General features: G+C 37.8%; 16 protein-coding genes. 10 read left to right on the plus strand and 6 right to left on the minus strand.

What is annotated here, in order from left to right; all coding sequences use genetic code 11:
* The 4 genes from lpxA to HDE68_RS06700 form a co-directional block, all read right to left on the minus strand.
* Positions 1 to 786, minus strand: a complete 786-nt coding sequence (lpxA, locus tag HDE68_RS06685; protein ID WP_111632799.1) for an acyl-ACP--UDP-N-acetylglucosamine O-acyltransferase — start codon at positions 784 to 786, stop codon at positions 1 to 3.
* Positions 783 to 2,195 (minus strand): bifunctional UDP-3-O-[3-hydroxymyristoyl] N-acetylglucosamine deacetylase/3-hydroxyacyl-ACP dehydratase, encoded by a 1,413-nt coding sequence (locus HDE68_RS06690; protein WP_183880250.1) that lies wholly within the window; start codon positions 2,193 to 2,195, stop codon positions 783 to 785. The genes lpxA and HDE68_RS06690 overlap by 4 nt, the downstream gene beginning before the upstream one ends.
* Before the next feature lie 26 nt (positions 2,196 to 2,221).
* Entirely contained in the window at positions 2,222 to 3,268 is a 1,047-nt protein-coding gene (lpxD, locus tag HDE68_RS06695; RefSeq protein ID WP_183880252.1) for a UDP-3-O-(3-hydroxymyristoyl)glucosamine N-acyltransferase, read from the minus strand.
* A 136-nt stretch (positions 3,269 to 3,404) separates the two neighbouring features.
* Positions 3,405 to 4,634: an HD domain-containing protein gene (locus HDE68_RS06700; RefSeq protein ID WP_183880254.1), complete on the minus strand. Its 1,230-nt coding sequence runs from the start codon at positions 4,632 to 4,634 to the stop codon at positions 3,405 to 3,407.
* A gap of 104 nt (positions 4,635 to 4,738) precedes the next feature.
* On the opposite strand from HDE68_RS06700, the gene HDE68_RS06705 reads away from it, so the two are divergent.
* The 3 genes from HDE68_RS06705 (at position 4,739) to HDE68_RS06715 (ending at position 8,008) form a co-directional block, all read left to right on the plus strand.
* The gene (locus HDE68_RS06705) at positions 4,739 to 6,292 is read left to right on the plus strand and encodes a bifunctional response regulator/alkaline phosphatase family protein (RefSeq protein ID WP_183880256.1); all 1,554 of its coding nucleotides are present in this window, start codon (positions 4,739 to 4,741) and stop codon (positions 6,290 to 6,292) included.
* A 9-nt stretch (positions 6,293 to 6,301) separates the two neighbouring features.
* Positions 6,302 to 6,718 (plus strand): tRNA (adenosine(37)-N6)-threonylcarbamoyltransferase complex ATPase subunit type 1 TsaE, encoded by a 417-nt coding sequence (gene tsaE / locus HDE68_RS06710; protein ID WP_183880258.1) that lies wholly within the window; start codon positions 6,302 to 6,304, stop codon positions 6,716 to 6,718.
* A 63-nt stretch (positions 6,719 to 6,781) separates the two neighbouring features.
* Entirely contained in the window at positions 6,782 to 8,008 is a 1,227-nt protein-coding gene (locus HDE68_RS06715) for an alanine dehydrogenase (protein WP_183880261.1), read from the plus strand.
* Here the strand turns inward: HDE68_RS06715 and HDE68_RS06720 are convergent, their stop codons facing one another.
* Both HDE68_RS06720 and HDE68_RS06725 read right to left on the minus strand, forming a co-directional pair.
* The gene (locus HDE68_RS06720; RefSeq protein ID WP_183880263.1) at positions 8,009 to 9,187 is read right to left on the minus strand and encodes an MFS transporter; all 1,179 of its coding nucleotides are present in this window, start codon (positions 9,185 to 9,187) and stop codon (positions 8,009 to 8,011) included.
* A 250-nt stretch (positions 9,188 to 9,437) separates the two neighbouring features.
* Positions 9,438 to 10,763, minus strand: coding sequence for a D-alanyl-D-alanine carboxypeptidase (locus HDE68_RS06725; RefSeq protein WP_183880265.1), 1,326 nt, complete (start codon positions 10,761 to 10,763; stop codon positions 9,438 to 9,440).
* Positions 10,764 to 10,982: 219 nt separating this feature from the next.
* Between HDE68_RS06725 and HDE68_RS06730 the strand changes: the two genes are divergently transcribed.
* The 7 genes from HDE68_RS06730 to HDE68_RS06760 all read left to right on the plus strand — a co-directional run bounded on the left by HDE68_RS06730 (position 10,983) and on the right by HDE68_RS06760 (position 22,382).
* The gene (locus tag HDE68_RS06730) at positions 10,983 to 11,924 is read left to right on the plus strand and encodes a hypothetical protein (RefSeq protein WP_183880267.1); all 942 of its coding nucleotides are present in this window, start codon (positions 10,983 to 10,985) and stop codon (positions 11,922 to 11,924) included.
* Between the two features lie 95 nt (positions 11,925 to 12,019).
* Complete coding sequence (locus HDE68_RS06735) at positions 12,020 to 12,211, plus strand: cold-shock protein (RefSeq protein ID WP_037441187.1); 192 nt, start codon at positions 12,020 to 12,022, stop codon at positions 12,209 to 12,211.
* Positions 12,212 to 12,401: 190 nt separating this feature from the next.
* Positions 12,402 to 15,716, plus strand: a complete 3,315-nt coding sequence (locus HDE68_RS06740; RefSeq protein WP_183880269.1) for a DUF4175 family protein — start codon at positions 12,402 to 12,404, stop codon at positions 15,714 to 15,716.
* Positions 15,717 to 15,726: 10 nt separating this feature from the next.
* A complete protein-coding gene (gene ybeY / locus HDE68_RS06745; RefSeq protein WP_183880271.1) occupies positions 15,727 to 16,179 on the plus strand; it encodes an rRNA maturation RNase YbeY in 453 nt (150 codons plus the stop codon).
* Positions 16,180 to 16,704: 525 nt separating this feature from the next.
* Complete coding sequence (locus tag HDE68_RS06750; protein WP_183880273.1) at positions 16,705 to 18,573, plus strand: ABC-F family ATP-binding cassette domain-containing protein; 1,869 nt, start codon at positions 16,705 to 16,707, stop codon at positions 18,571 to 18,573.
* A gap of 167 nt (positions 18,574 to 18,740) precedes the next feature.
* On the plus strand, positions 18,741 to 20,603 hold the full coding sequence (gene mnmG, locus HDE68_RS06755; RefSeq protein WP_183880276.1) for a tRNA uridine-5-carboxymethylaminomethyl(34) synthesis enzyme MnmG: 1,863 nt from the start codon (positions 18,741 to 18,743) through the stop codon (positions 20,601 to 20,603).
* 144 nt (positions 20,604 to 20,747) lie between these two features.
* Positions 20,748 to 22,382 carry an Ig-like domain-containing protein gene (locus HDE68_RS06760; protein ID WP_183880278.1) on the plus strand — a complete coding sequence of 545 codons (1,635 nt, stop codon included), beginning with the start codon at positions 20,748 to 20,750 and terminating at the stop codon, positions 22,380 to 22,382.

The following is a 22,382-nucleotide window of genomic DNA, read 5'->3' on the forward strand; positions in this document are numbered from 1 at the left end:
TTAGCTGCCTGAACCGAAACCTTTCATTACCCCTCTATTCGAATTCCTGATAAAATCAACAATTTCATCACGGATTTCTGTAGGTGCAAATTCAGCTTCTATTTTATCAAGAGCTTTGGTCACATTGTTATGTTTCACAAACAGGACCCTGTAGATCTCTTGTATTTCATTGATCTTCTCTGAAGAAAACCCACGTCTTCTTAAACCTACAGAATTAATACCTGCATAAGATAAAGGCTCTCTTGCGGCTTTAACATAAGGAGGAACATCTTTTCTTACCAGTGAACCACCAGTAATAAAAGCGTGCGAACCTACATTAACAAATTGATGTATAGCAACCAGACCAGCCAGAACGACATAATCACCAATGGTAATATGCCCTGCCAGCGTTGTGCTGTTTGAAAAAATACAGTTATTTCCAACCTCACAGTCATGCGCAATATGCGAATAAGCCTGAATCAGACAGTTACTGCCAATTACAGTCTTCCATTTATCTTTTGTCCCTCTATTGATGGTCACACACTCCCTGATCGTGGTATTATCCCCGATTTCGGCAGTCGTAACTTCACCTGCGAACTTCAAATCCTGAGGAACGCCGGATATAACAGAACCCGGAAAAATCCTGCAATTCTTTCCTATTCTTGCTCCGTCCATGATTACCACATTTGAGGCAATCCATGTTCCTTCACCAATTACAACGTCTTTATGTATAACAGAAAACGGCTCTATTACTACATTATCTGCTATGATCGCATCAGGATGTATATATGCTAAAGGTTGTATCATGATATGCGTTCGCTATCTTTAACTTTTGAAATCTGGGCCATCATCTCTGCCTCTACTACTATTTTCTCTCCTACCATGCCCACGCCTTTCATTTGTGCTATACCTCTGCGGATTGGCTCCATCAGATCACATCTGAAAACGATCGTATCACCTGGCAATACTTGCGCCCTGAATCTTACTTTATCTATTTTAAGGAAATAAGTCAGGTAATTCCGGGGATCAGGAACAGTACTCAATACTAAAATCCCGCCAGTTTGTGCCATGGCCTCAATCTGAATTACACCAGGTAAAACCGGCGCACCAGGAAAGTGCCCTTTGAAAAACTCTTCATTCATCGTCACATTTTTCACACCAACAACATGTGTTTTAGACAATTCAAGAATTTTATCGATAAACAAAAATGGTTGTCTGTGCGGTAAAATGTCCATGATCTGCATCACATCATAAAGAGGCTTTACAGCTGGGTCATAAACATGCTGAACTTTTTTATTTTTTTCTTTTTTGATAGCCGCTTTAATCTTTTTGGCAAATGCAATATTTGCAGCATGTCCTGGTCTTGCGGCCATGATATGTCCTTTGATATGCATACCAACCAATGCAAGATCACCAATCATATCTAATAATTTGTGTCTGGCAGGCTCATTCTGGTAACGCAGTTCCATATTATTCAGGATTCCCTGTGGAGCAACGTCTATTTTTTCTCTGTGGAAGATTTTAGCCAGGTGATCTAATTCATCACGTGTCACCTCTTTATCTACGATAACAATGGCATTGTTTAAATCACCGCCTTTAATCAGGTTGTTTTTTAACTGATATTCCAGTTCATGCAGAAAACAGAAAGTACGGCAGGATGCAATTGCACTTTTAAATTCAGCAATATTAGAAATTACTGCATGCTGACTGCCCAGAACCGGAGAGTTATAATCAATCATACAGGTAAACCTGTAATCTTCAAGCGGCATAGCCACAATCTCAACCTTACGCTCAGCGTCAGTATAAGTAATATTATGAGGAATCTGGAAGTATTCACGGTCAATACTTTGATTGACTAAGCCTACACTTTCCAGCGCTTCAACAAAAAGGATCGCACTTCCGTCCATAATCGGAGTTTCAGGGCCATCCAGCTTCATTAATATATTATCAAGGTCCATCCCCACCAGAGAAGCCATTACATGCTCAACCGTGCTGATACTAGCCCCATTTTGCGTAATTGTTGTTCCTCTTGCTGTATCTGTAACATTGTCACAGTCAGCATCGATGATTGGTTGACCTGGTAAATCAGTCCTTTGAAATTTAAACCCGTGGTTTTCCGGAGCCGGACAAAAAGTTAAAGTGACACTTGCACCAGTGTGCAAGCCTACTCCATGTACAGAAACTTCGCTTTTTATGGTTTTTTGTTTAACGTTCATTATTGTTTTGTGTGGTACTAATTATACTATGACTGGAGTTTTGCTGTAATTTCAGCCTCTAATTTTGAAATCCGTTTTTCTATTCCCGGCAAATGCTTAAATAAAACAGATGCACGCATCCAGTCTCTAAGTGGCTGCGCAGGTGTGCCATGCCATTGTTTATTTTCTTCTGTTATATTGGAATTAATCCCTGCCTGAGCCCCGATCTGAGTGCCTTTTGCCAGCGATAAATGTCCGGCAATCCCAACTTGTCCGCCAACGACAGATCGTTCTCCAACCTTGCTGCTTCCGGAAATTCCTGCCTGGGCAGCAACAACCGTATGCTCACCAACCTCAACATTATGCGCAATCTGAATCAGATTATCCAGTTTTGAGCCTTTTCTGATAAAAGTTGACCCCATTGTCGCCCTGTCAATCGCAGTATTGGCCCCAACTTCTACATCATCCTCAATCACGACATTTCCAATCTGTGCAATTTTAGTGTAAGTACCATCTGGCTGCGGTGCAAATCCAAATCCATCACTGCCAATTACTGTATTAGAATGGATAACGACGCCATTTCCAATAACAGATCGGTTATAGATTTTAACTCCCGGATGAAAAGTTCCCCCAGAGCCTATTTTTGAGTCCGAACCAATATGTACCTGCTGTAAAATTTTAGTATTATCGCCTATTTCGACATTCTCATCTATATAAGAGAAGGCCCCAATAAATACATTCTTACCGATTTTTGCTGTAGGATGAACAAAAGAAGGCTGTTCAATACCTGTTTTTTGAGAGGTCTGATTTAAGACTTCATTGTACTTTTCCAGTAAAACAGAAAAAGCACTATATGGATCCTTCACCTTAACCAGCGTACAGCTGATAGGTTGTGAAGGAACAAAATCCAACCCAACGATAACCACTGACGCGTTCGTTGAATAGATATAGTTCTCGTATTTCCGGTTAGATAGAAAACATAAGGTCCCTTTTTTCCCTTCTTCTATTTTCGAGAGCTCTGAAACTGTGATAGTTTCATCGCCCTCAACCGTTCCACTTAAAAAGTCGCTTATCTGCTTGGCAGTAAATTGCATTCTACAAAGTTAAATGTTAAATTGATATGAACAAATAATCACAACCCCCTATTTTTTCAGCTATTTGACTATTTTTATGCGCTCGTATAATCGGATAAAAAACGGGATAATAATTGGATTATTTTGTTAAATAATGCTAAATAATTCGTGGATAGCAAAGTATGTGTTTCTTAACCGTTCTGTCAAGCGATTCCAGGTTAGATAAATCAGATGCTTTTGCAATATCCGTAGTCGTATTATTCTTCATTAATATATTTATTGTACTGTTTCCGCCCCCCGTATTATAGGCCCTGTTGCTGATTACATCCGTAAAAACAAAGTAAGATACCTCATTCTGTCCAATTCCAAGACTAAAAGCAGTATTTTCACTAATCAGTGCAACCCTGCTGGCTTCTGGCAGTTCATGACTAATCTCCGTTTTATATAAATTACGGCTTACCAGCATATTACATAACATAGAAAGTATCCTGTCCTGATGTCCGCACCATACTTTTACAGATGCAAAGATGTCCTGATCGTCCAGTTTGGCAAATTGCAGCAAATGTATATCAGTTTCAAAAAATTCTTTCTGAGAGATTTCATTTTTCAGAAAATGCTGTAATGCGGGGGTTGCAAACAACTCCTCACCCTTAACAGCAAGTTCCTTAGCACGCTTTAAAATTTTAACCAGCAGCATTTCTCCGGCAATAACCGTTTTGTGTAAATAAACCTGCCAGTACATCAGTCTTCTTGCAATCAGGAATTTTTCTATAGAATAGATCCCCTTTTCTTCGATCACCAGCTGGTCATCTGCAATATTAAACATCTTAATGATCCGGTCGAAACTGATGACCCCTTCACTTACGCCTGTAAAAAAGCTATCTCTGTTTAAATAGTCCATTCTGTCCAGGTCAAGCTGGCTGGAGATTAACTGATGCAGGAATTTCTTTTCATATTCTCCTTTGAATATAGCTATAGCGGTACTTAACTTCCCTTCAAATTCCACGTTCAGACGTTCCATAATTAATATAGAAATGTCTTCATGCCGGATACCTTTCACTAATGAATATTCCAGTGCATGTGAAAATGGGCCATGACCAATATCATGGAGTAATATCGCTATCGTTGCCCCCTCTTCTTCGTCCTTTGTAATTTCATGTCCTTTACTGCGTAAGATCTCTATAGCGAGGCACATCAGGTGCATTGCACCCAAGGCATGATGAAAACGCGTATGCAAAGCTCCCGGATAAACCAGATGTGTCATCCCCAGCTGTTTAATATAGCGTAAACGCTGAAAAAACCGGTGTGAGATCAGATCAAAGATCAGCTCTGAAGGTATATTGATAAATCCATATACCGGGTCATTTATTATTTTCTTTTTATTCAATCTTAGCAAAATAAATTATACGGTACAAAAATTGCTATTTTTATCCGTACTTAAGAAAGAGATCACTCTTTTTAAAGAATTATTTACACCTTATACATACAATAATGCAGGAAACCAGGATTCTATGGGCCGATGATGAGATTAACTTATTAAAACCACATATATTATTATTAAACGAAAAAGGATACCACGTGACCACATTTACAAATGGGAACGATGCATTGGAGGCTTTTGGCAAAGAGCATTTCGACCTGGTATTTCTGGACGAGAACATGCCAGGGATGAGTGGACTGGAAACCCTGTCTGCCATTAAAAATATAAAAAGTGACATTCCGGTTGTCCTGATTACCAAAAGTGAAGAGGAAAATCTGATGGAGGATGCCATCGGATCAAAAATTGACGATTACCTGATAAAGCCGGTTAACCCTAAACAGGTACTGCTGACCATCAAGAAAATCATAGATAATAAAAGACTGATCAGCGCCAAAACATCAATGGCTTATCAGCAGGATTTCAGACGTTTAGGAATGACCCTGAATGATAAACTGAGCTACGAAGAGTGGACTGAGGTTTATAAAAAATTGATATTCTGGGAACTGGAACTGGAAAAACTGGACGACCCTCAGATGCACGAGATTTTAACCATGCAAAAGTCTGAGGCCAATACACAGTTTTCTAAATTTATTGAAGACAACTATATTGACTGGGTAAACAAAAGAGGAAAAACGCCTTTATTGTCAAATGAACTGCTTAAAAAGAAAGCATTCCCGCATATCAATTCTACTACACCTGTATTTTTCATCCTGATTGACAACCTGAGATATGACCAGTGGAAGATAATCAATCCGCTGATTACAGAACATTTCCGGTTAGATGAAGAAGATATTTATACAAGTATCCTTCCCACAGCGACACAATATGCAAGAAACTCAATCTTTTCGGGTTTAATGCCACTTGAAATGGAAAAACGTTTCCCTTCACTTTGGCAGAACGACGATGAAGAAGGTGGAAAAAACATGCATGAAGAAGCTTTCCTTGCTGATCAGATTAAACGTAGTGTACGTAAAGACTGTAAATTCAGCTATCATAAAATCCTTACCTATGATGATGGAAAAGCATTGAATGAACAGATGAATAACCTGATGCAGAATGAGTTTAATGCCATCGTTTATAACTTTGTAGATATGCTTTCTCATGCCCGTACAGACATGGCAATGATCAGGGAACTGGCAAATGACGATGCTGCTTACCGCTCACTGACACTTTCATGGTTTGAACATTCACCTTTACTGGAGCTGCTTAAAAAGCTTGCTCAGAAACAGGTAAAAGTGATTATCACTACAGATCATGGTACCATCAGGGTTAAACATCCGAGTAAAGTGATCGGTGACAGGAATACCAATACAAACCTGCGCTATAAACAGGGCAGAAATCTGAATTTTAATGCAAAAGAGGTCTTTTTGATCAAAAATCCGCATGAAGCACAATTGCCTAAAATAAATATTAGTTCTAATTATATTTTTGCCAAAGAAGACCGTTATTTTGTTTATCAGAATAACTACAACCAGTTTGTGAACTATTACAATGAAACGTTCCAGCATGGTGGAATCTCCCTGGAAGAAATGATGATTCCTGTAGCGACTTACAGCTCAAGATAATATCTTTAAATGAACATTGAAATCAATCACCCCGACGAGCTGGGCAATGCTGCAGAAGCATTGCTTGGTTTTGCCGGAAACGAAAAAATATTCGCCTTCGAGGGCGAAATGGGCGCTGGAAAAACAACTTTTATCAAAGCGCTTTGTGAAAAATTAGGAGTAAAGGATGTAGTGAGCAGCCCTACATTTTCTATAGTAAACGAATATGCTGCGGCCGGTCAGATAATCTATCATTTTGATTTTTACAGGATTAAAAACCTGCATGAAGTATTTGATATTGGTTATGAAGAATATTTTTATTCTGGCCATATCTGCCTGATAGAGTGGCCTGAACGAATCAGGGAATTGATGCCTGAAAACTACATTGAAGTCGGAATTACTACGCTGTCAGAAATGCAGAGGTTGTTTTGCTTCACAAAAATTTAACGCTCGGGAGCTGTTAATTCAGCTTATTTTTCTTAATTTCAATCAAAAAATCAGATAGACAAAATGGCTACAGGATTACGGGAAGAAATGGCCTCTATTGCTCAAAAAGGGTTGCTGCAGCCTAAAGAGACATTGTCAGAAATTAAACAGAAAAGCAATAGTCTTTATATTGGTATTCCAAAAGAGATCTCTTTTCAGGAAACACGCATTGCACTTACACCATTATCCGTTGCACTTCTGGTCAATCACGGAAACAAAGTGTTGCTGGAAAGCGGTGCTGGCACAGGGGCAAATTTTTCAGATAATGATTACAGTGAACAGGGCGCACAGATTACATTCAATAAAAAGGATGTATATGATGCCGATATCATTGTGAAAATTGCTCCTCCTACTTTAGAAGAAATCGAACTGATGCATAAAGGCCAGACATTGATTTCTGCTTTACAGATGGGCGCACTCAAAGAAGGCTACCTGAAAGCATTATTGAATAAGAAAATCAATGCCTTATGTTTTGAAAACCTGCGGGATGAAGGAAATATTTTAACTGTGGTACGTGCCATGAGTGAAATTGTCGGAGCTACCTCTATCTTCATTGCAGCAGAATATTTAAGCAGTGTTACCGGTGGAAAAGGATTAATGCTTGGTGGATTTACCGGTGTTCCCCCTACCGAAATTGTCATTCTGGGCGCAGGAACAGTAGGCGAATATGCTGCCAGAACAGCACTTTCCCTGGGCGCTGAAGTTAAAGTCTTTGATAGCTCTATTTATCGCCTGCGCCGTCTGCAGAATAATTTAGGCAGCCGTGTATTTACTTCTGTTATGCAGCCAATCGTTCTTGGAAAGGCTGTAACTACCTGTGATGTTGTTATCGGTGCCATCCGTGCTACAAATGGCAGAAGTCCCTGTGTGATCATGGAAGAGACCGTGAGCAGAATGAAACCGGACTCGGTTGTGATTGATGTAAGTATAGACCAGGGCGGCTGTTTTGAGACTTCAGAAGTAACGAATCATAAAGACCCCGTTTTCAGGAAACATGACGTCATTCATTATTGTGTCCCTAATATCGCATCCAGAGTTCCCAGGACAGCTTCTTATGCCCTGACCAATATCTTTACCCCAATTCTGGTAGATATAGGGGAAATGGGCGGCTTAATGAGCCTGGTATGGAACAAACCTGGTATCAGAGAAGCCCTTTATATTTTTAAAGGCCACCTGACCAGTAAAGATCTGGCAGCCCGGTTTGGCCTTCCTTATAAAGATATTGAACTGCTGGTTGCTGCCAACCAATAATTAAGCTACTTCTGCAGGCCTGGCTTTCCAGATAAACTGAAGATAAACCAATGCCGCAATAGTAATACCCGTACAGATAAAAAATGTATAGGGTATGGTTTTGATATTGTCTATAAATAACCATCCGGCAAGCAAAGCCCCCAGCCCAATTCCGGCTTCCAGTGCGATATACATCGTGGCCATAGCCTTTCCGCGGTGTTTTGGATCACTCAGATCTATCGTCCATGCATTTGCTGTTGGCGAGAGCATGCCTGTTGCTACACCGTATAAGGCAGAAGCTGCCATTAGGGTAAAAGATGAGTTTGCCAGACCTATACACAATAAGGAAACCGCTAATAAGGCAAGGGATATTTTTAAGATTAAAACCCGTCCATGTTTATCAGACGCTTTACCGGCAACAAACCTGATCAGTAAAGAAGTGATGGTAAATACCATAAAAAACAACCCTTTATTACTGGTACCCAGATATTTACTCCAATCCCCTACAACTGTCAGGATGACGCCATAACTCACATAACTGAGCAAAGTGATCAAAGCAGCCGGTATGACTCTCCATTCAAGAATATCCTGTCTTTTAATTTTAAGTAATGAAAAACTGAATGGTTGTTTTTCCTTAAGCGTTTCTTTCATATTCCAAAGGATAACAATTGACGATAGCGCAAAAACAGAAGAGCAGTAAAACAGTATATTGATTGAAAAATGATCAGTAATTGTACTTCCTATAGCCGGTCCTATAGCAAGCCCGGTGCTGAAACAAATCCCATGAATACCCATTGCCTCTCCCCACCTGTTTATAGGGACAAGATCTGCCACATAAGCTGCTGTAGCAGTGGGTTTAAACCCTGTAGAAAATCCATGAATTAACCTAAGTAATAAAAATCCAGAAATTGTAGTCAATACAGGATATAGAAATCCACAAACAAAACAAACGATAGAACCCACAGCCATGACAGGGACCCGGCCTACTGTGTCGGTCAGTTTACCACTAAAAGGCCGGCAAATTCCGGCTGTGAGCGTAAATAACGCAACGATTAACCCTTTATAAGAAGCACCGCCCATTGCACTCAGATAAGCAGGTAATTCAGGAATTAACATATTAAAACTCGCTGAAAAGAGGAAAGAACTTAAACATACCAGGCCAAATTGCAGGGTATAAATCGATTGATCGGACTTTTGCATATCCGGGCAAAAATAGAGATTAAATTTATAGAAGCTGTTTAATTTGTGTTATCAAATGAAGAAGAAGTATAAGGGATGAAAACCGTTAGTATTCTTGTTAAAAACTGCATTGAAACGCTATTAAACCAGCCTTGAGAGGGGGTTGGAAGGACTCAGGTCATTGCAGGGTCCTTCCAATGTCCTTTCAAGGCCCTTACAACACAGTTTTCAACCCCTTTTCTACCAGGCTGCAAGAGGTCAACCGCAAGTTTTAATATTTTTCGTGGATATAGCCCATCATTCTGGCCATTTCTGCCTTGATTTCAGCTATCGGACGCATGAAATTATTATTCATGAAAGAGAAGATCAGGGTTCTTCCCTTTTTAGTGACCAGATAACCACTTTGGTTATAATTATTAGAAAAAGTCCCCGTTTTAGCAAATACATAAGGATGATCTGTTTTTGGATAGGCGTTTTTCAGGGTGCCCCTCTGGCCTCCTGCAGGCAGCATACTAAATAATTTTTCTCTGTTATTGATCTCTTTATCAATCATTTTCAAGAGCATGACCATATCTGCCGGACTAAACAAATTCATCCGGGACAATCCTGATCCATCTACCCAGCGTGGTTTTTGAGGCAGATTTTTCAGATATTTATCCAGTACATAACGGATTACATCGGTTCCGCTTAATTCCTGTTGAAACTGATTGGCATAAACCAGCAGTAATTGTTCTGCAATAAAATTGTCGCTCGGCAACAGCATTTCTCTGAAAACATCCTCCGATTTCATATTATAAACCGTTTTTGCATTAACAGGCATCCTCCTGCTGATTAGCTCAATATCACGGTGTAAAGTATCTCTGAGCAATTTTAGTGTAATTAAAGTACTTGTTTGATAAGGAATAAGCTGCATAAAATCATTTGGGGCAGCTGCCGGGGGGTAGTTAAATTCATTAGTTTTAGTGCTTCTGATCACTGTAAAACCCTTACCTTTCATCGTACTGTCCCTGACAAGGCCCCCCTGAAAGTAAGGCAGGTCTGTATGCAGTTTACCTTGTTTATTTTGAACCGCAACCAGGTTATCCATTACAGGAAGTTCAGTAATTTCAGCCTGCGTATCTTCGTTGTAATCATCCCAGGCCCATCCCTGTCCATAAACATTACCTGCATATCTGCCCGGAGCAAAAAATAGTTTCTTAGAACTTGAAGAAAGAAAACTTAAGACTTTATCGCCCTGCATTCTTCGTTTCAAAAAAGAAGGGTCGCCTGTTCCCCAGAAAATAAGAGAATCCCCCAGCTCGATATAACGCAACGAAGGAATAGAATCAGATAGTATTTTAAGCCCTGCGTAAAAAGTATATAATTTCACATTCGATGCCGGTATAAAATACTTATCCGCATCTTTCTGATATATCACCTCATTCTGGTCAGGATCTGCTAAGGAAAAACCAAAAACATGGTCGTTCAGAACAGGGGAATCTTTGATAAAACGCCCCACATTTTTTTCCATCTGCTGCCGGACACTGCAGCTTTCAAAAAGAAGTAAAGTCAGCAAAACGAAAACCGACTGCATATAACCTGGTATTTTAACGCTCATCCCTTTGTTTATCATTGATCAGAACCGAATATATTGCTTTTTAACAGAACTGACTAAGTTAAGATTAAGATCATGAAAGATAGATAATCGGCATTTATCCTCACCAGGATTTAAAAATGTGCTGTTTTTGAGACTTATAGCCTTTCGTTTTATTCATCTGCGTTATGATTAGCAAAGAAAGCCTGATATATTTGCAGGAAAAAAAGCGTTGTCTGTTATATGAGAGCAATTAACTCCCTGTCAATTTTTGTCAGTTTAAGCCTGCTGTTTACAGCTTGTCATACTAAACCGGAAAAAGAAAAATCAACATCAACAGATAAGCTGGATGTCACTACTGTAAAAGGGATCAGATATACCGAAGTAAAACGTCGTTTCAGTAACGGGTTATCATTTGACACTACAGGTTTTCAGCAGGAACCGAGCTGGATTATTCAGTTTAAATCTGCTGATACAGTCCTGGCCTATGACCCTGCCCAAAAGATTATGCAGGGCTTTCATCTCCACCATGATCACGCAGATGTATTTAATTTCGCTAAAGAATGGTTCAGGTTTAAGCTAATCAGTAAAGACAGTCTTGTTTTTCAAAGGCTTCAGGTCACCAAAAAGGAAATTGCAGATGATATACGCTCTGATGTAAACATGACCTTTTATGCAGATGATTATATCAAAAATAAATTAAAAACAACTGCCGGAAAATTACAACGGCCAAGTAAAACTGATACTGTTTTTATTAAAGAAATGGTTGCAAGGGCAAATAAATATCCTGATAACCGGGATAGTGTTTTTGCTGGCAGACAAATAGCTACGCTGCGTGCCCGCGATAACAGGATTACTGTGGAACGATTGAGCAGTGTCGATAAATTAAATGGCAGAACTGAGGCTTATGATTATCTCTATCCCCGTTATAAACTGGTGATTCCGGATGCTTATAAAGACTTTGCTTACGAATTCAATGTAATCGTTGATGAAAAAGGAAAATTACAACTCAGCTATTTCTTTACTAATCTGCCTGAATTTAAAGAAACACGTAAAAAAGTACTTGCTGGAATTACCAGCGTATACCTTCAAAATTTACTTATAATTAAACCAGGAAGCACGTTAGGGATACCACATGCCAGTGAAATTACTGTGAACGTAACCGGCAGAAAACCTGCAAAATAAATCTCCAAAAATTATATTTATCAAAAAATGAAGCATTTGCACATTATAAAAAAATAATTACTACATTGCAGACTTAATTATTAATACATAATACAATGCAAGAAGGAACAGTAAAATTTTTCAATGTAACTAAAGGTTTTGGATTTATCGTACCAGCGAATGGCGATAGCGAAATTTTTGTACATTCAACAGGCCTTATCGATGAAATCCGTGAAAACGACAAAGTAGAATACGATGTTGAAAGCGGTAAAAAAGGTTTGAATGCGATCAATGTTAAAGTAATCTAGATTATTATAACCATAATTCGTACAAGCTTCCTGATGAGATATCGGGAAGCTTTTTTTATGCCCTTTAAAACCTGTTTTGTGTTACGAAACGACTATTCTTCTCCTAAAGGATAAAAAAACAGTAATTACATTCGTTCTCTCTACAAGGCTTTTTTATCTTTAAAAATAAAAGCGCTGCTGCGCAACAGGGATGGACAGTAATTACAGACTTTTAATTTCAAAGATTAATGAATTTAAACAGCAGTTTTATCTCAATAAACTGCTTCATGGCCTGATTTATACGCTTGCCCTGTTATTTGCCCTTTACCTTATTCTATTTATCCTGGTGTATTTTCTGCACCCCGCCCCGCTGATAAAAACAATACTTTTCTTTTCTTATTTACTGATTTTACTGGTTTCAACTGCTATAGGGATAATTAAACCTGCATTGGCCTATTTCAGATTAAGTAAAACACTTAGTATGGAAGAAGCTGCAGAGCTTATAGGGAATCATTTTCAGCCTGTACGTGATAAATTACTAAACACCTTACAGCTCAAAGCCCTCGCCGATTTATCCCCGGTCCATAATCAGCTGATCTTAGCCGGAATAGATCAGAAAATTAATGAATTAACCCCTGTGCCTTTTAGTAAGGCCATAAATTTGGGTGACAATAAAAAACTGATCAAATATTTCCTGGTGCCACTGGCCCTGATTATTCTGATTGGTTTGCTTGCACCCGCTGTATTAAGAGAAGGAACAAAGAGTTTTGTTCAATATGATCAGGTAATCCTGCCTCCCGCACCTTTTGATTTCGTCCTGCTGAATAAAACACTTGCCGTTACACAAGGTGATGATTTACAGCTTAATTTAAAAATAGATGGTGATCAGTTGCCTCAGGAAGTTTACATGAAAGATGGATTGAATACTTTCAAATTCGAAAAAAAAACCAGCAGTCTTTTTCAGTATACACTCAAAAACCTGCAGCAAACACAGGTAATTCAATTTAATGCAGGCGGTTTTGATTCCAGATCTTATACATTAATTGTCAAGCCAAGACCTGCAGTATTGACCATGGAGGCCAGCCTGAACTACCCTGCTTATCTGAAGAAAAAGAATGAGTTAATAGCTAATGCCGGTGATTTAATCTTACCCGAAGGCACTACCGTGACCTGGAAGATCTCTACAGAGAATACAAAACAGCTTTTATTTGCCCTTGGCACTCACACACAGGAGCTTCCGGTAGTAAATAACTCAGCCATTTTTAAAGCTTTGCTTAAAAAAAATCAGGATTACCGGGTTATTCCTAAAAATGAATTTTCCCTGCATAAGGATTCTATTATGCATAAAATTGAAGTCATTGCTGATTTATCTCCCACTATTGAAGTCAAAGAAACACCGGATTCAATAAGCCGTAAGGCCTTATATTTTACGGGAAATATCCACGATGATCATGGATTTAGTGCGTTGAAGTTTATTTATACACTTAAAGAAAATGGAGTCGCGAAGAAAACTGTACAAACAGGAATTCCTGTTAAATCAGATCAGCTGGAAAATGCATTTTTCTATTTCTGGAATCTTAAAAACATAACCATCAAACCAGGTCAGTTATTGGAGTATTATTTAGAAGTAGCAGATAATGATGCTGTGAATGGCCCTAAAAAAAGCCGCACCCCTATAAAAATTTATGCAGAACCAACGCCTGCCCAGCTTGAAAAACAAATGAATACGGCAAGCACAAAATTAAAACAGCAGATGGAATCGGCCATTAAACTGGCTGGCCAGGTAGAGAAAGAAAGTAAGAAACTGGGCGAAACTCTCCTGGACAAAAAGGAACTCTCTTTTGAGGATAAAAAAGAAATTAACCAATTGCTGGACAAACAGAAAAAGCTGGAAGAGGTAGTTAAAGACATACAGGAGGCAAAAAAGAAAAATACATTTAATGCTCAGGAAAATGATGCACTTAAACAGGATCTGGCCGAAAAACAGAAAAAAATAGACGATTTGTTTAACAATGTCCTTGATGCTAAAACTAAAGATCTGCTTGAGAAACTACAAAATATGATCACTCAGAATAACAAAGATCAGACGCAGCAGGAACTGAGTAAGATGACTATGGATAACAAATCTTTAAAGAATGAACTGGACAGGATTCTGGAGTTATATAAACAATTAGAATTTGAACAGAACCTTCAAAATAAAATTGATCGTTTAACTGAACTCGCAAAAACACAAAAAGAACTAAGTAAATCAACTGCTGATAAAAAAAATACGCTGGAGTCTTTGAAAAAAAGTCAGGAGAAACAACAGGAAGATTTCAATACGCTCCAAAAAGAAATGAAAGAACTTGATGCAAAAAATCAGGCTCTGGAACGCCCCAACTCTTTTAAACCACAGGAGAAAAAACAACAGGAAATTCAAAAGCAACAGCAGCAGAGTTTAGACAAATTAGCACAGAATCAAAGACAGAAAGCTTCAGAGCAACAGCAAAAGGCAGCTGATCAAATGCAGGAAATGGCGCAGCAGCTTAAAGATGAACAGCAGTCTGCGACAGAAATGGAAAGCAATCTGCAGACAGAAGAATTAAGATTATTGTTGCAGCATTTACTTAAAACATCTTTCGATCAGGAAAAAGTGATGCTGAGTTTAAAGAAAATGGCTTTTAATGACCCTGCATATATACAAAATGTACAATTACAACGCGGAATAAAGGATAATCTAAAAACCATTTCAGACAGTCTTTCTTCTCTGAGCAGAAGGGTTCCGCAAATCCAGACTGCGGTAAATGATGAGATGCAGCAAATCAATTTTAATCTGGATAAAAGTCTGGAAAATCTGGCCGACCGCAGAACTTATGAGGCCGTAAAAAATCAGCAATATACAATGACTTCGATTAATAACCTGTCATTAATGCTTAACGAAGCCCTTGAACAACTGGAAAAAAATAAGCGCAATGCGAAGTCGGGTGGAAAGGGAAAAGGAAAACAATCCATGCAAACTTTACAGCAAATGCAACAGCAGCTAAATAAAAATATGGAGCAGGCCCGTCAGCAATTACAAAAAGAAGGTAAGCAGGGGAATGTTCCTAAAGGAGAAATGAGTGAGAACTTTGCGAAAATGGCACAGCAGCAGCAGATGATCCGGGAAGCTTTGCAAAAACTCAATACAGAAGAAAATAAAGATGGAAAAGGAAAGCTCGGTAATTTAAACCAGGTCATTAAAGACATGAAAAGTACCGAAACTGAGCTGATCAATAAAAGACTGGAAGAGGCAACAATCAAACGCCAGCAAGAAGTACTCACCAAGTTACTGGAAGCAGATAAAGCGACCAGAGAACAAAATGAAGATGGTAAAAGAGAAAGCAAAGCTGGAAAAGATTTCCCTCCATCCTATCCTAAACTTCTGCAACAATTTAAAAAGAAACAGACCAGTGAACAGGAGTTGTTTCAGAAATTGCCTCCTTCATTAAATTACTATTACAAAAATAAAATAGCGGACTATTTTAAATTGCTAAATTTGCAGCCGTAAATTGTGATACATGAGCAAACCAGCTATTAATTTTTTTTTAGAAGACGTTAAGTATACCCTCAAAAATAAAACCCTGATCAGAAACTGGATCAATGATACGATCATTGCCGAAGGCTATCAGTTGGAGGAGTTAACTTTTATCTTGTGTTCTGATGAATATTTGCTGGCTATAAACCAACAGTATCTCAACCATGACACTTATACTGATGTGATTACTTTTGATAACTCAGAGACGCTTAAAATGATCGAAGGGGATATCTTTATCAGTATTGAACGTATTCAGGAAAATGCAAAACAATTCAAAGGAACTGTACTTGATGAATTGTGCAGAGTAATGATTCACGGTACGCTTCACCTGTTAGGTTACAAAGACAAGGGAAAGGCAGCAAAAACACTGATGACACAAAAAGAAGATGAATATCTGGCCTTATTCAGTGCTTCTTTGGGAAAATTAGCTATTTAATCAGAATTACGCTATTAGTTACTTCCACTAAACACTGATTATCAGACAATTACAATTTAGTTTTAATCTCTAAAACAGCGACCTCTTTTAAAGCGATATAAGCCATTTTTAACTTTTCTTAAGGTCATGAGTTCAAAATGACTATAATTGCTTTATATCGTTTATTAAGCCCCGAAAACAAAGGATTAGAAGCTGATGCTTTAAAAAAATCGAATTTTATCAAGTCTTTGCTTTTCTGGACCTGGACCTCTTCTTATTTCCTCCGTTTGAATTAATTTATTACCTCCATTTTAAGAAAATTGAATTTTTCAATTTTGTTCAGCTGCCGGCTCGTCAGTCAAATAATTTCAGCATTCTGATTCCTCAAATCATTGGCCGGGTTGTTTTTGTTTATATACTTATAACTCCGTACGTTACTTAATTGTAATATAATATTTAGATGTTCAAACACATGAATATTATACCCACAAATATTGCTTACTTTTGCAGGTAATTTCTTATCTGATAATTCGTTAAAAATATACTTTGAGCACATTAATTGCAGCAGAAAATTTAGGCCATGCCTACAACGATGAATGGTTATTCAAAAATTTAACCTTAGGCATCCAGACAGGTCAGCGCGTAGCGTTGGTTGGAATCAACGGAGCTGGAAAAAGCACCTTATTAAAATTACTGGCCGAGCGGTTTAATCCGCTTGAGGGAAAAATAGTAAAAAATAAATTTGTAAAGATTGGCTTCCTTGATCAGGAACCCTCCTTCCCTGATGGATATTCTATCAGTGATTTTATTTTTTCTACAGAAAATAAACAGCAGCAGTTAATCAAAGAATATGAAGAACTGATTGAAGATCCTAATCCTGATGAGAAAACGCTTAACCGTTTATACGAAGAATTAAGTGAACATAATGCCTGGGAATACGAACATGAAATCAAAACGATTTTAAGCCGTATGGGTATTAATCATCTCCAGCAAAAAATTGCTACTTTATCCGGCGGACAGAAAAAACGTTTGGCTCTTGCTAAATTATTAATTGAAGATCCAGAAATTTATGTCCTGGATGAGCCGACCAATCACCTGGATATTGATACAATTGAATGGTTGGAGAAATTACTGACTTCAGGAAATAAAACAATTTTATTAGTAACGCATGACAGGTACTTCCTGGATAATGTATGTAATACTATCGTAGAACTGGACAGAGGTAAGATTTATAATTACAATGGAAACTACGCTTATTTCCTTGAAAAAAAATCAGAACGTGAAGCTTCTGATGAGAGTACTTTCCAAAAAAATAAGAACCTTCTGAAAAAAGAACTGGAATGGATGCGTAGAATGCCAGCTGCAAGAACTACAAAATCGCAATCCAGAATTGATGCTTTTTATGATTTAGAATCCAAGACCAAGCAACGCTCCGATAATGGAAGTGTAACGCTAAGTATGAAAATGTCCCGTCAGGGAAATAAAATCCTGGAACTGGATCATATTGGTCAGGCTTTTGATGAAAAGAAAATTATTAATGATTTCAGCTATACATTTAAACGTGCAGACCGTATAGGTTTAGCCGGAAAAAATGGTACTGGAAAGTCTACTTTGCTAAATATTATTACAGGATTTTTAACTCCTGAAAAAGGCAATGTAAGCACTGGAGAAACTACGGTTTATGGTTATTATAAACAAGGTGGTTTAGCATTCAATGAAAAAGAAAGAGTAATTGATATTGTAAAATCAGATGCCGAATATATTAAGATGGCTGATGGTTCTATGATCTCTGCATCTCAATTATTGACACTGTTTCTCTTCCCTCCTAAGAAACAACATGGGATGGTAGAAAAGCTAAGTGGTGGGGAGAAAAAGCGTTTACACCTGATGAAGGTTTTAATGCAAAATCCAAACTTTCTTATCCTGGATGAGCCTACCAATGATTTAGATATTGACACCTTAAATGTATTGGAAGAATTCCTGGAGAATTTTCCTGGTGTGTTAATTCTTGTTTCTCACGACAGGTATTTATTAGACAAAATGAGTGAGCAATTATTCATTATGGAAGGTGATGGTGTGGTTAGTATTTACAATGGTAATTATTCTGAATACAGAATCAGCCTGGAAACGCCTAAAGAAAAACCAGAGCAGAAAGCGGTAAAGAACGAACAGAAAACTACTGCAGCTCCTACTCTTAAGTTAACTTATAAAGAGCAGAAAGAATTAGAAGATTCTGAAGCCAAAATTGCGGAAACTGAAAATGAAATTGATAAATTAACTCACTCACTGCTTTCTATCGATAGTGCTAACTATATGGAAATACAGGAAGTAACAAAGTCTATTGAAAAGCTAAATGCTAGCTTAGAACAGACTATGGAACGTTGGGTAGAACTATCTGAGAAAACCAATAAATAAAATATCTAAAGAAATAGTTTAGGTCATTATAAGGCTTTTTAAGCTATTGAGGACGGCAAACAAGTCCGTTAATCTGGAATAAAAATAAACGTTCCACGTGGAACATAAAGAATAAGAACAGGAAAATACAGCTCTTGTTTCACGTGGAACATAAATATAAAAATAAGATGTTTAAAGAATATGATGTGATTGTTGTGGGTGCCGGACACGCAGGTTGTGAAGCAGCAGCGGCAGCAGCAAACATGGGATCTTCCGTTTTATTAGTCACCATGAACATGGAGACAATTGCGCAAATGAGCTGCAATCCTGCAATGGGTGGAGTGGCAAAAGGACAAATTGTAAGAGAGATTGATGCCATGGGTGGTTACTCAGGAATCATCAGCGATAAGACTACTTTGCAATTTAGAATGCTCAATTTATCTAAGGGTCCGGCTATGTGGAGCCCACGTGCGCAGAACGACAGAAAACGATTTGCAGAAGAATGGAGACTAGCTTTAGAGCGCACGCCTAATGTAGATTTCTGGCAGGATATGGTCAGTAGTCTAATTATTGAAAACAATAAAGTAACTGGAGTAAAGACATCAATCGGTGTTGAGATCAAAGCCAAAAGTGTAGTGCTTACCAATGGTACTTTCCTGAACGGTTTAATTCATATCGGAGAGAAAAAATTTGGCGGTGGCCGTACAGGAGAAAAAGCTGCGACAGGCATTACTGAACAATTAACTTCTATAGGTTTCGAAGCTGGCAGAATGAAGACAGGAACTCCCCCACGCGTGGATGGAAGATCGCTGAATTATTCACTAATGGAAGAACAATGGGGTGATGAAAACCCAGGAAGATTCTCTTATACTAATGTAGAAAGACCAACAGAAAAAAGATGCTGCTGGATTACCTATACCAATAGTAATGTACACGAAACTTTAAAAGAAGGATTTGAAAAATCTCCAATGTTTACCGGAAGAATCAAAGGACTTGGTCCAAGATACTGTCCTTCTATTGAAGATAAGATAAACAGATTTGCAGAACGTGACAGGCACCAGATATTTGTAGAACCTGAAGGATGGGATACTTGTGAAATCTATGTAAATGGATTTTCTACTTCATTACCTGAAGATGTTCAGTACAGAGCATTAATTCAGATCCCCGGATTTGAAAATGCAAAAATGTTCAGACCAGGTTATGCCATTGAGTACGATTACTTCCCGCCTACCCAACTTTCATTAACATTAGAAACTAAGTTAATTGAGAATCTATATTTCGCAGGACAGATCAATGGAACTACAGGATATGAAGAGGCCGCCAGCCAGGGCTTTATTGCAGGTATCAATGCGCATTTAAAAATTAATGAGAAGGCTCCATTGATTATGAAAAGATCAGAGTCTTATATAGGTGTATTAATTGACGACCTGGTTACCAAAGGAACTGAAGAACCATACCGTATGTTTACTTCAAGAGCTGAACACAGATTACTGCTTCGCCAGGATAATGCTGATATCAGGCTCTCCCCTATTGGCCATGCTTTAGGATTAATAAGTGATGAGCGTTTAGCCACTGTTCATCAGAAAATAAAAAATTCAGATAACATTGTAGCCTTTACCCGTAAGCAGGGAATCGAAATGACTGAAGCAAATGATATGCTCGAAAATTTAGGTTCTACACCTTTGGCGCAAAATGTTAAATTGGTTAGCGTTCTTGGCAGACCACAAGTTGGTATTGATGATTTGAGAAAGGTGAGTAAAAGCCTGGATGAATACTTAACTCCTTTTGATAAGGAAACTATCGAGCAGGCTGAAATCAAAGTAAAGTATGAAAGCTACTTTTTGAAAGAACAGGAGATTGTGAATAAAATGCAGAAAATGGAGGATAAAGATATTAACCCTGATTTTGATTATTCTTCATTAGGCTCGCTGTCAAAAGAAGCCAGAGAGAAATTATTGAAGATCAAACCACGTACTTTGGGCCAGGCTTCAAGAATTTCGGGAGTTTCACCTTCTGATATTTCAGTTTTGATGGTACATATTAGCAAATAAAACACAATACACTGATTATCAGTTAATTAAAAACAAAAATAAAGAGATCTGAAAGCGACTTAATTTAAAGCGATATAAGAAGCTTTCAGATTTTTTAGACCATAGTTATTAAAAAGGTTAAAGATTTTATTATATCGCATATAAATGGCTAAAAACAGCATATTAAAGATCGCAAAGAGTTTCTTTTACCTATTTTCAGGAATTTCCCTGATTTATGGTTGCGCGAGTATCGGACCGGGACCACAGGGCGGTCCTAAAGATAAAACTCCGCCAAAAGTTCTTTCTATGGTCCCCAAAAATTTAACGAGAAATTTTACTTCAAAAAAAATAGTCATTCAGTTTGATGAGTATTTCAAATTGGTAGATCAATACAAACAATTTTCAATTTCTCCCGATGTAGAAGCCCTGCCTACTTTAAAGGTAAAAGACAAATCACTCGAAATAACATTTAAAGATTCTTTAGAAAAAAACACAACCTATACCCTAAATTTTGGTAAAGCCATTGCGGATGTTAACGAAGGAAATGTAGTTAAAAATCTGAGCTATGTTTTTTCAACAGGCCCCTCTCTGGATTCCTTAAGTATATCTGGAAATATTAAAGATTCGCAAACAGGAAAACCATTGATAGAAGGTGTAGCTTTTGTATTTCCCCTATCCAGGGATAGTCTGTTTGGAAAAAAGAAAGCTTCCATTTATACCTTAACAGATAGTAGTGGAAATTATAAAATAAGTAATTTAAGAGCAGATACGTATAAAGTATATGCGCTAAAAGAGGCCAGCAGTGATAAAATTTATCAGCAGGTTTCTGATGAAATTGGCTTTATCAAAGATCCTATTGTCTTAAAAAAAGACACGCAAAATGTAAATATGGTGATCTTTAAAGAGGATGCAACCGTATTCAGAATCAATGACAGAAGATTAAATCCGGACGGAAGTATTTCAATGAGCTTTAATCAAAAACTTAAAAAGCCGGAGATAACAGTGACCGAGCCCAAAGAAATTGACCATAAAAAATTCGTGAAATTTAATAAAAAGGGTGATTCTGTTAAAATCTGGTTAACTGATTTAAGCTTTGATTCTACTAAAATCAGTGTTACTGATGCGGGCAAATTACTGCAGACAGTTAACTTTAACAGGGGTAAAAAAGACACCTATAAAAGAGCTGTTGTAGCTACAGATAACATAGAAAGTAATCTGATTAACCCGAACAAACCTTTTACATTAACATTCGGAATCCCGATTACTGCGGTAGATCCTTCCAAGATAATATTGATGGAAGACTCTGTTGTAAAAACCAATTTTACAGTAGTCCCAGACAGTTCAGATTTCCTGGCTTATCATATTATGTATCCCTGGAGAGCCAATAATATTTATGAAATTAAGTTTAAGGAAGGCTCTTTTACAGGTCTGTTTGATACTAAAAATAAAGAATTCCTGAAAAAATTCCAGCTGGCAAAAAAGGATGACTACGGCACATTAATCGTAAAAATTATCGTTCCTGAACCCAATAAACAATATTTGCTGGAAGTAACTAATGAAGCTAAAGCTATTGTAAACAGTTTGGTGGTATCCAAAGACACCACCGTAAAGTTTGCGAATTACAGAGCCGGCAGATATTTTATCAGAATCATCTATGATACAAATAAAAATGGCATCTGGGATACAGGTAATGTGAAGCTCAAAATACAGCCGGAAACTATTTATAATGAGCCTAAAGAACTCTCTATAAGGGCCAACTGGGACAGAAATGAAACGATAACCTTACCCAAAGAAAAATAA

Origin of the sequence: Pedobacter cryoconitis (genome assembly GCF_014200605.1) — a bacterium.
Taxonomy (GTDB): domain Bacteria; phylum Bacteroidota; class Bacteroidia; order Sphingobacteriales; family Sphingobacteriaceae; genus Pedobacter; species Pedobacter cryoconitis_B.

Bases quoted from the DNA above. Each gene is read 5' to 3' on its own strand.
- lpxA (WP_111632799.1), bottom strand. From the start codon at position 786: ATGATACAACCTTTAGCATATATACATCCTGATGCGATCATAGCAGAT.
- HDE68_RS06690 (WP_183880250.1), bottom strand. From the start codon at position 2,195: ATGAACGTTAAACAAAAAACCATAAAAAGCGAAGTTTCTGTACATGGA.
- lpxD (WP_183880252.1), bottom strand. From the start codon at position 3,268: ATGCAATTTACTGCCAAGCAGATAAGCGACTTTTTAAGTGGAACGGTT.
- HDE68_RS06705 (WP_183880256.1), top strand. From the start codon at position 4,739: ATGCAGGAAACCAGGATTCTATGGGCCGATGATGAGATTAACTTATTA.
- tsaE (WP_183880258.1), top strand. From the start codon at position 6,302: ATGAACATTGAAATCAATCACCCCGACGAGCTGGGCAATGCTGCAGAA.
- HDE68_RS06715 (WP_183880261.1), top strand. From the start codon at position 6,782: ATGGCTACAGGATTACGGGAAGAAATGGCCTCTATTGCTCAAAAAGGG.
- HDE68_RS06720 (WP_183880263.1), bottom strand. From the start codon at position 9,187: ATGCAAAAGTCCGATCAATCGATTTATACCCTGCAATTTGGCCTGGTA.
- HDE68_RS06725 (WP_183880265.1), bottom strand. From the start codon at position 10,763: ATGAGCGTTAAAATACCAGGTTATATGCAGTCGGTTTTCGTTTTGCTG.
- HDE68_RS06730 (WP_183880267.1), top strand. From the start codon at position 10,983: ATGAGAGCAATTAACTCCCTGTCAATTTTTGTCAGTTTAAGCCTGCTG.
- HDE68_RS06735 (WP_037441187.1), top strand. From the start codon at position 12,020: ATGCAAGAAGGAACAGTAAAATTTTTCAATGTAACTAAAGGTTTTGGA.
- HDE68_RS06740 (WP_183880269.1), top strand. From the start codon at position 12,402: ATGGACAGTAATTACAGACTTTTAATTTCAAAGATTAATGAATTTAAA.
- ybeY (WP_183880271.1), top strand. From the start codon at position 15,727: ATGAGCAAACCAGCTATTAATTTTTTTTTAGAAGACGTTAAGTATACC.
- mnmG (WP_183880276.1), top strand. From the start codon at position 18,741: ATGTTTAAAGAATATGATGTGATTGTTGTGGGTGCCGGACACGCAGGT.
- HDE68_RS06760 (WP_183880278.1), top strand. From the start codon at position 20,748: ATGGCTAAAAACAGCATATTAAAGATCGCAAAGAGTTTCTTTTACCTA.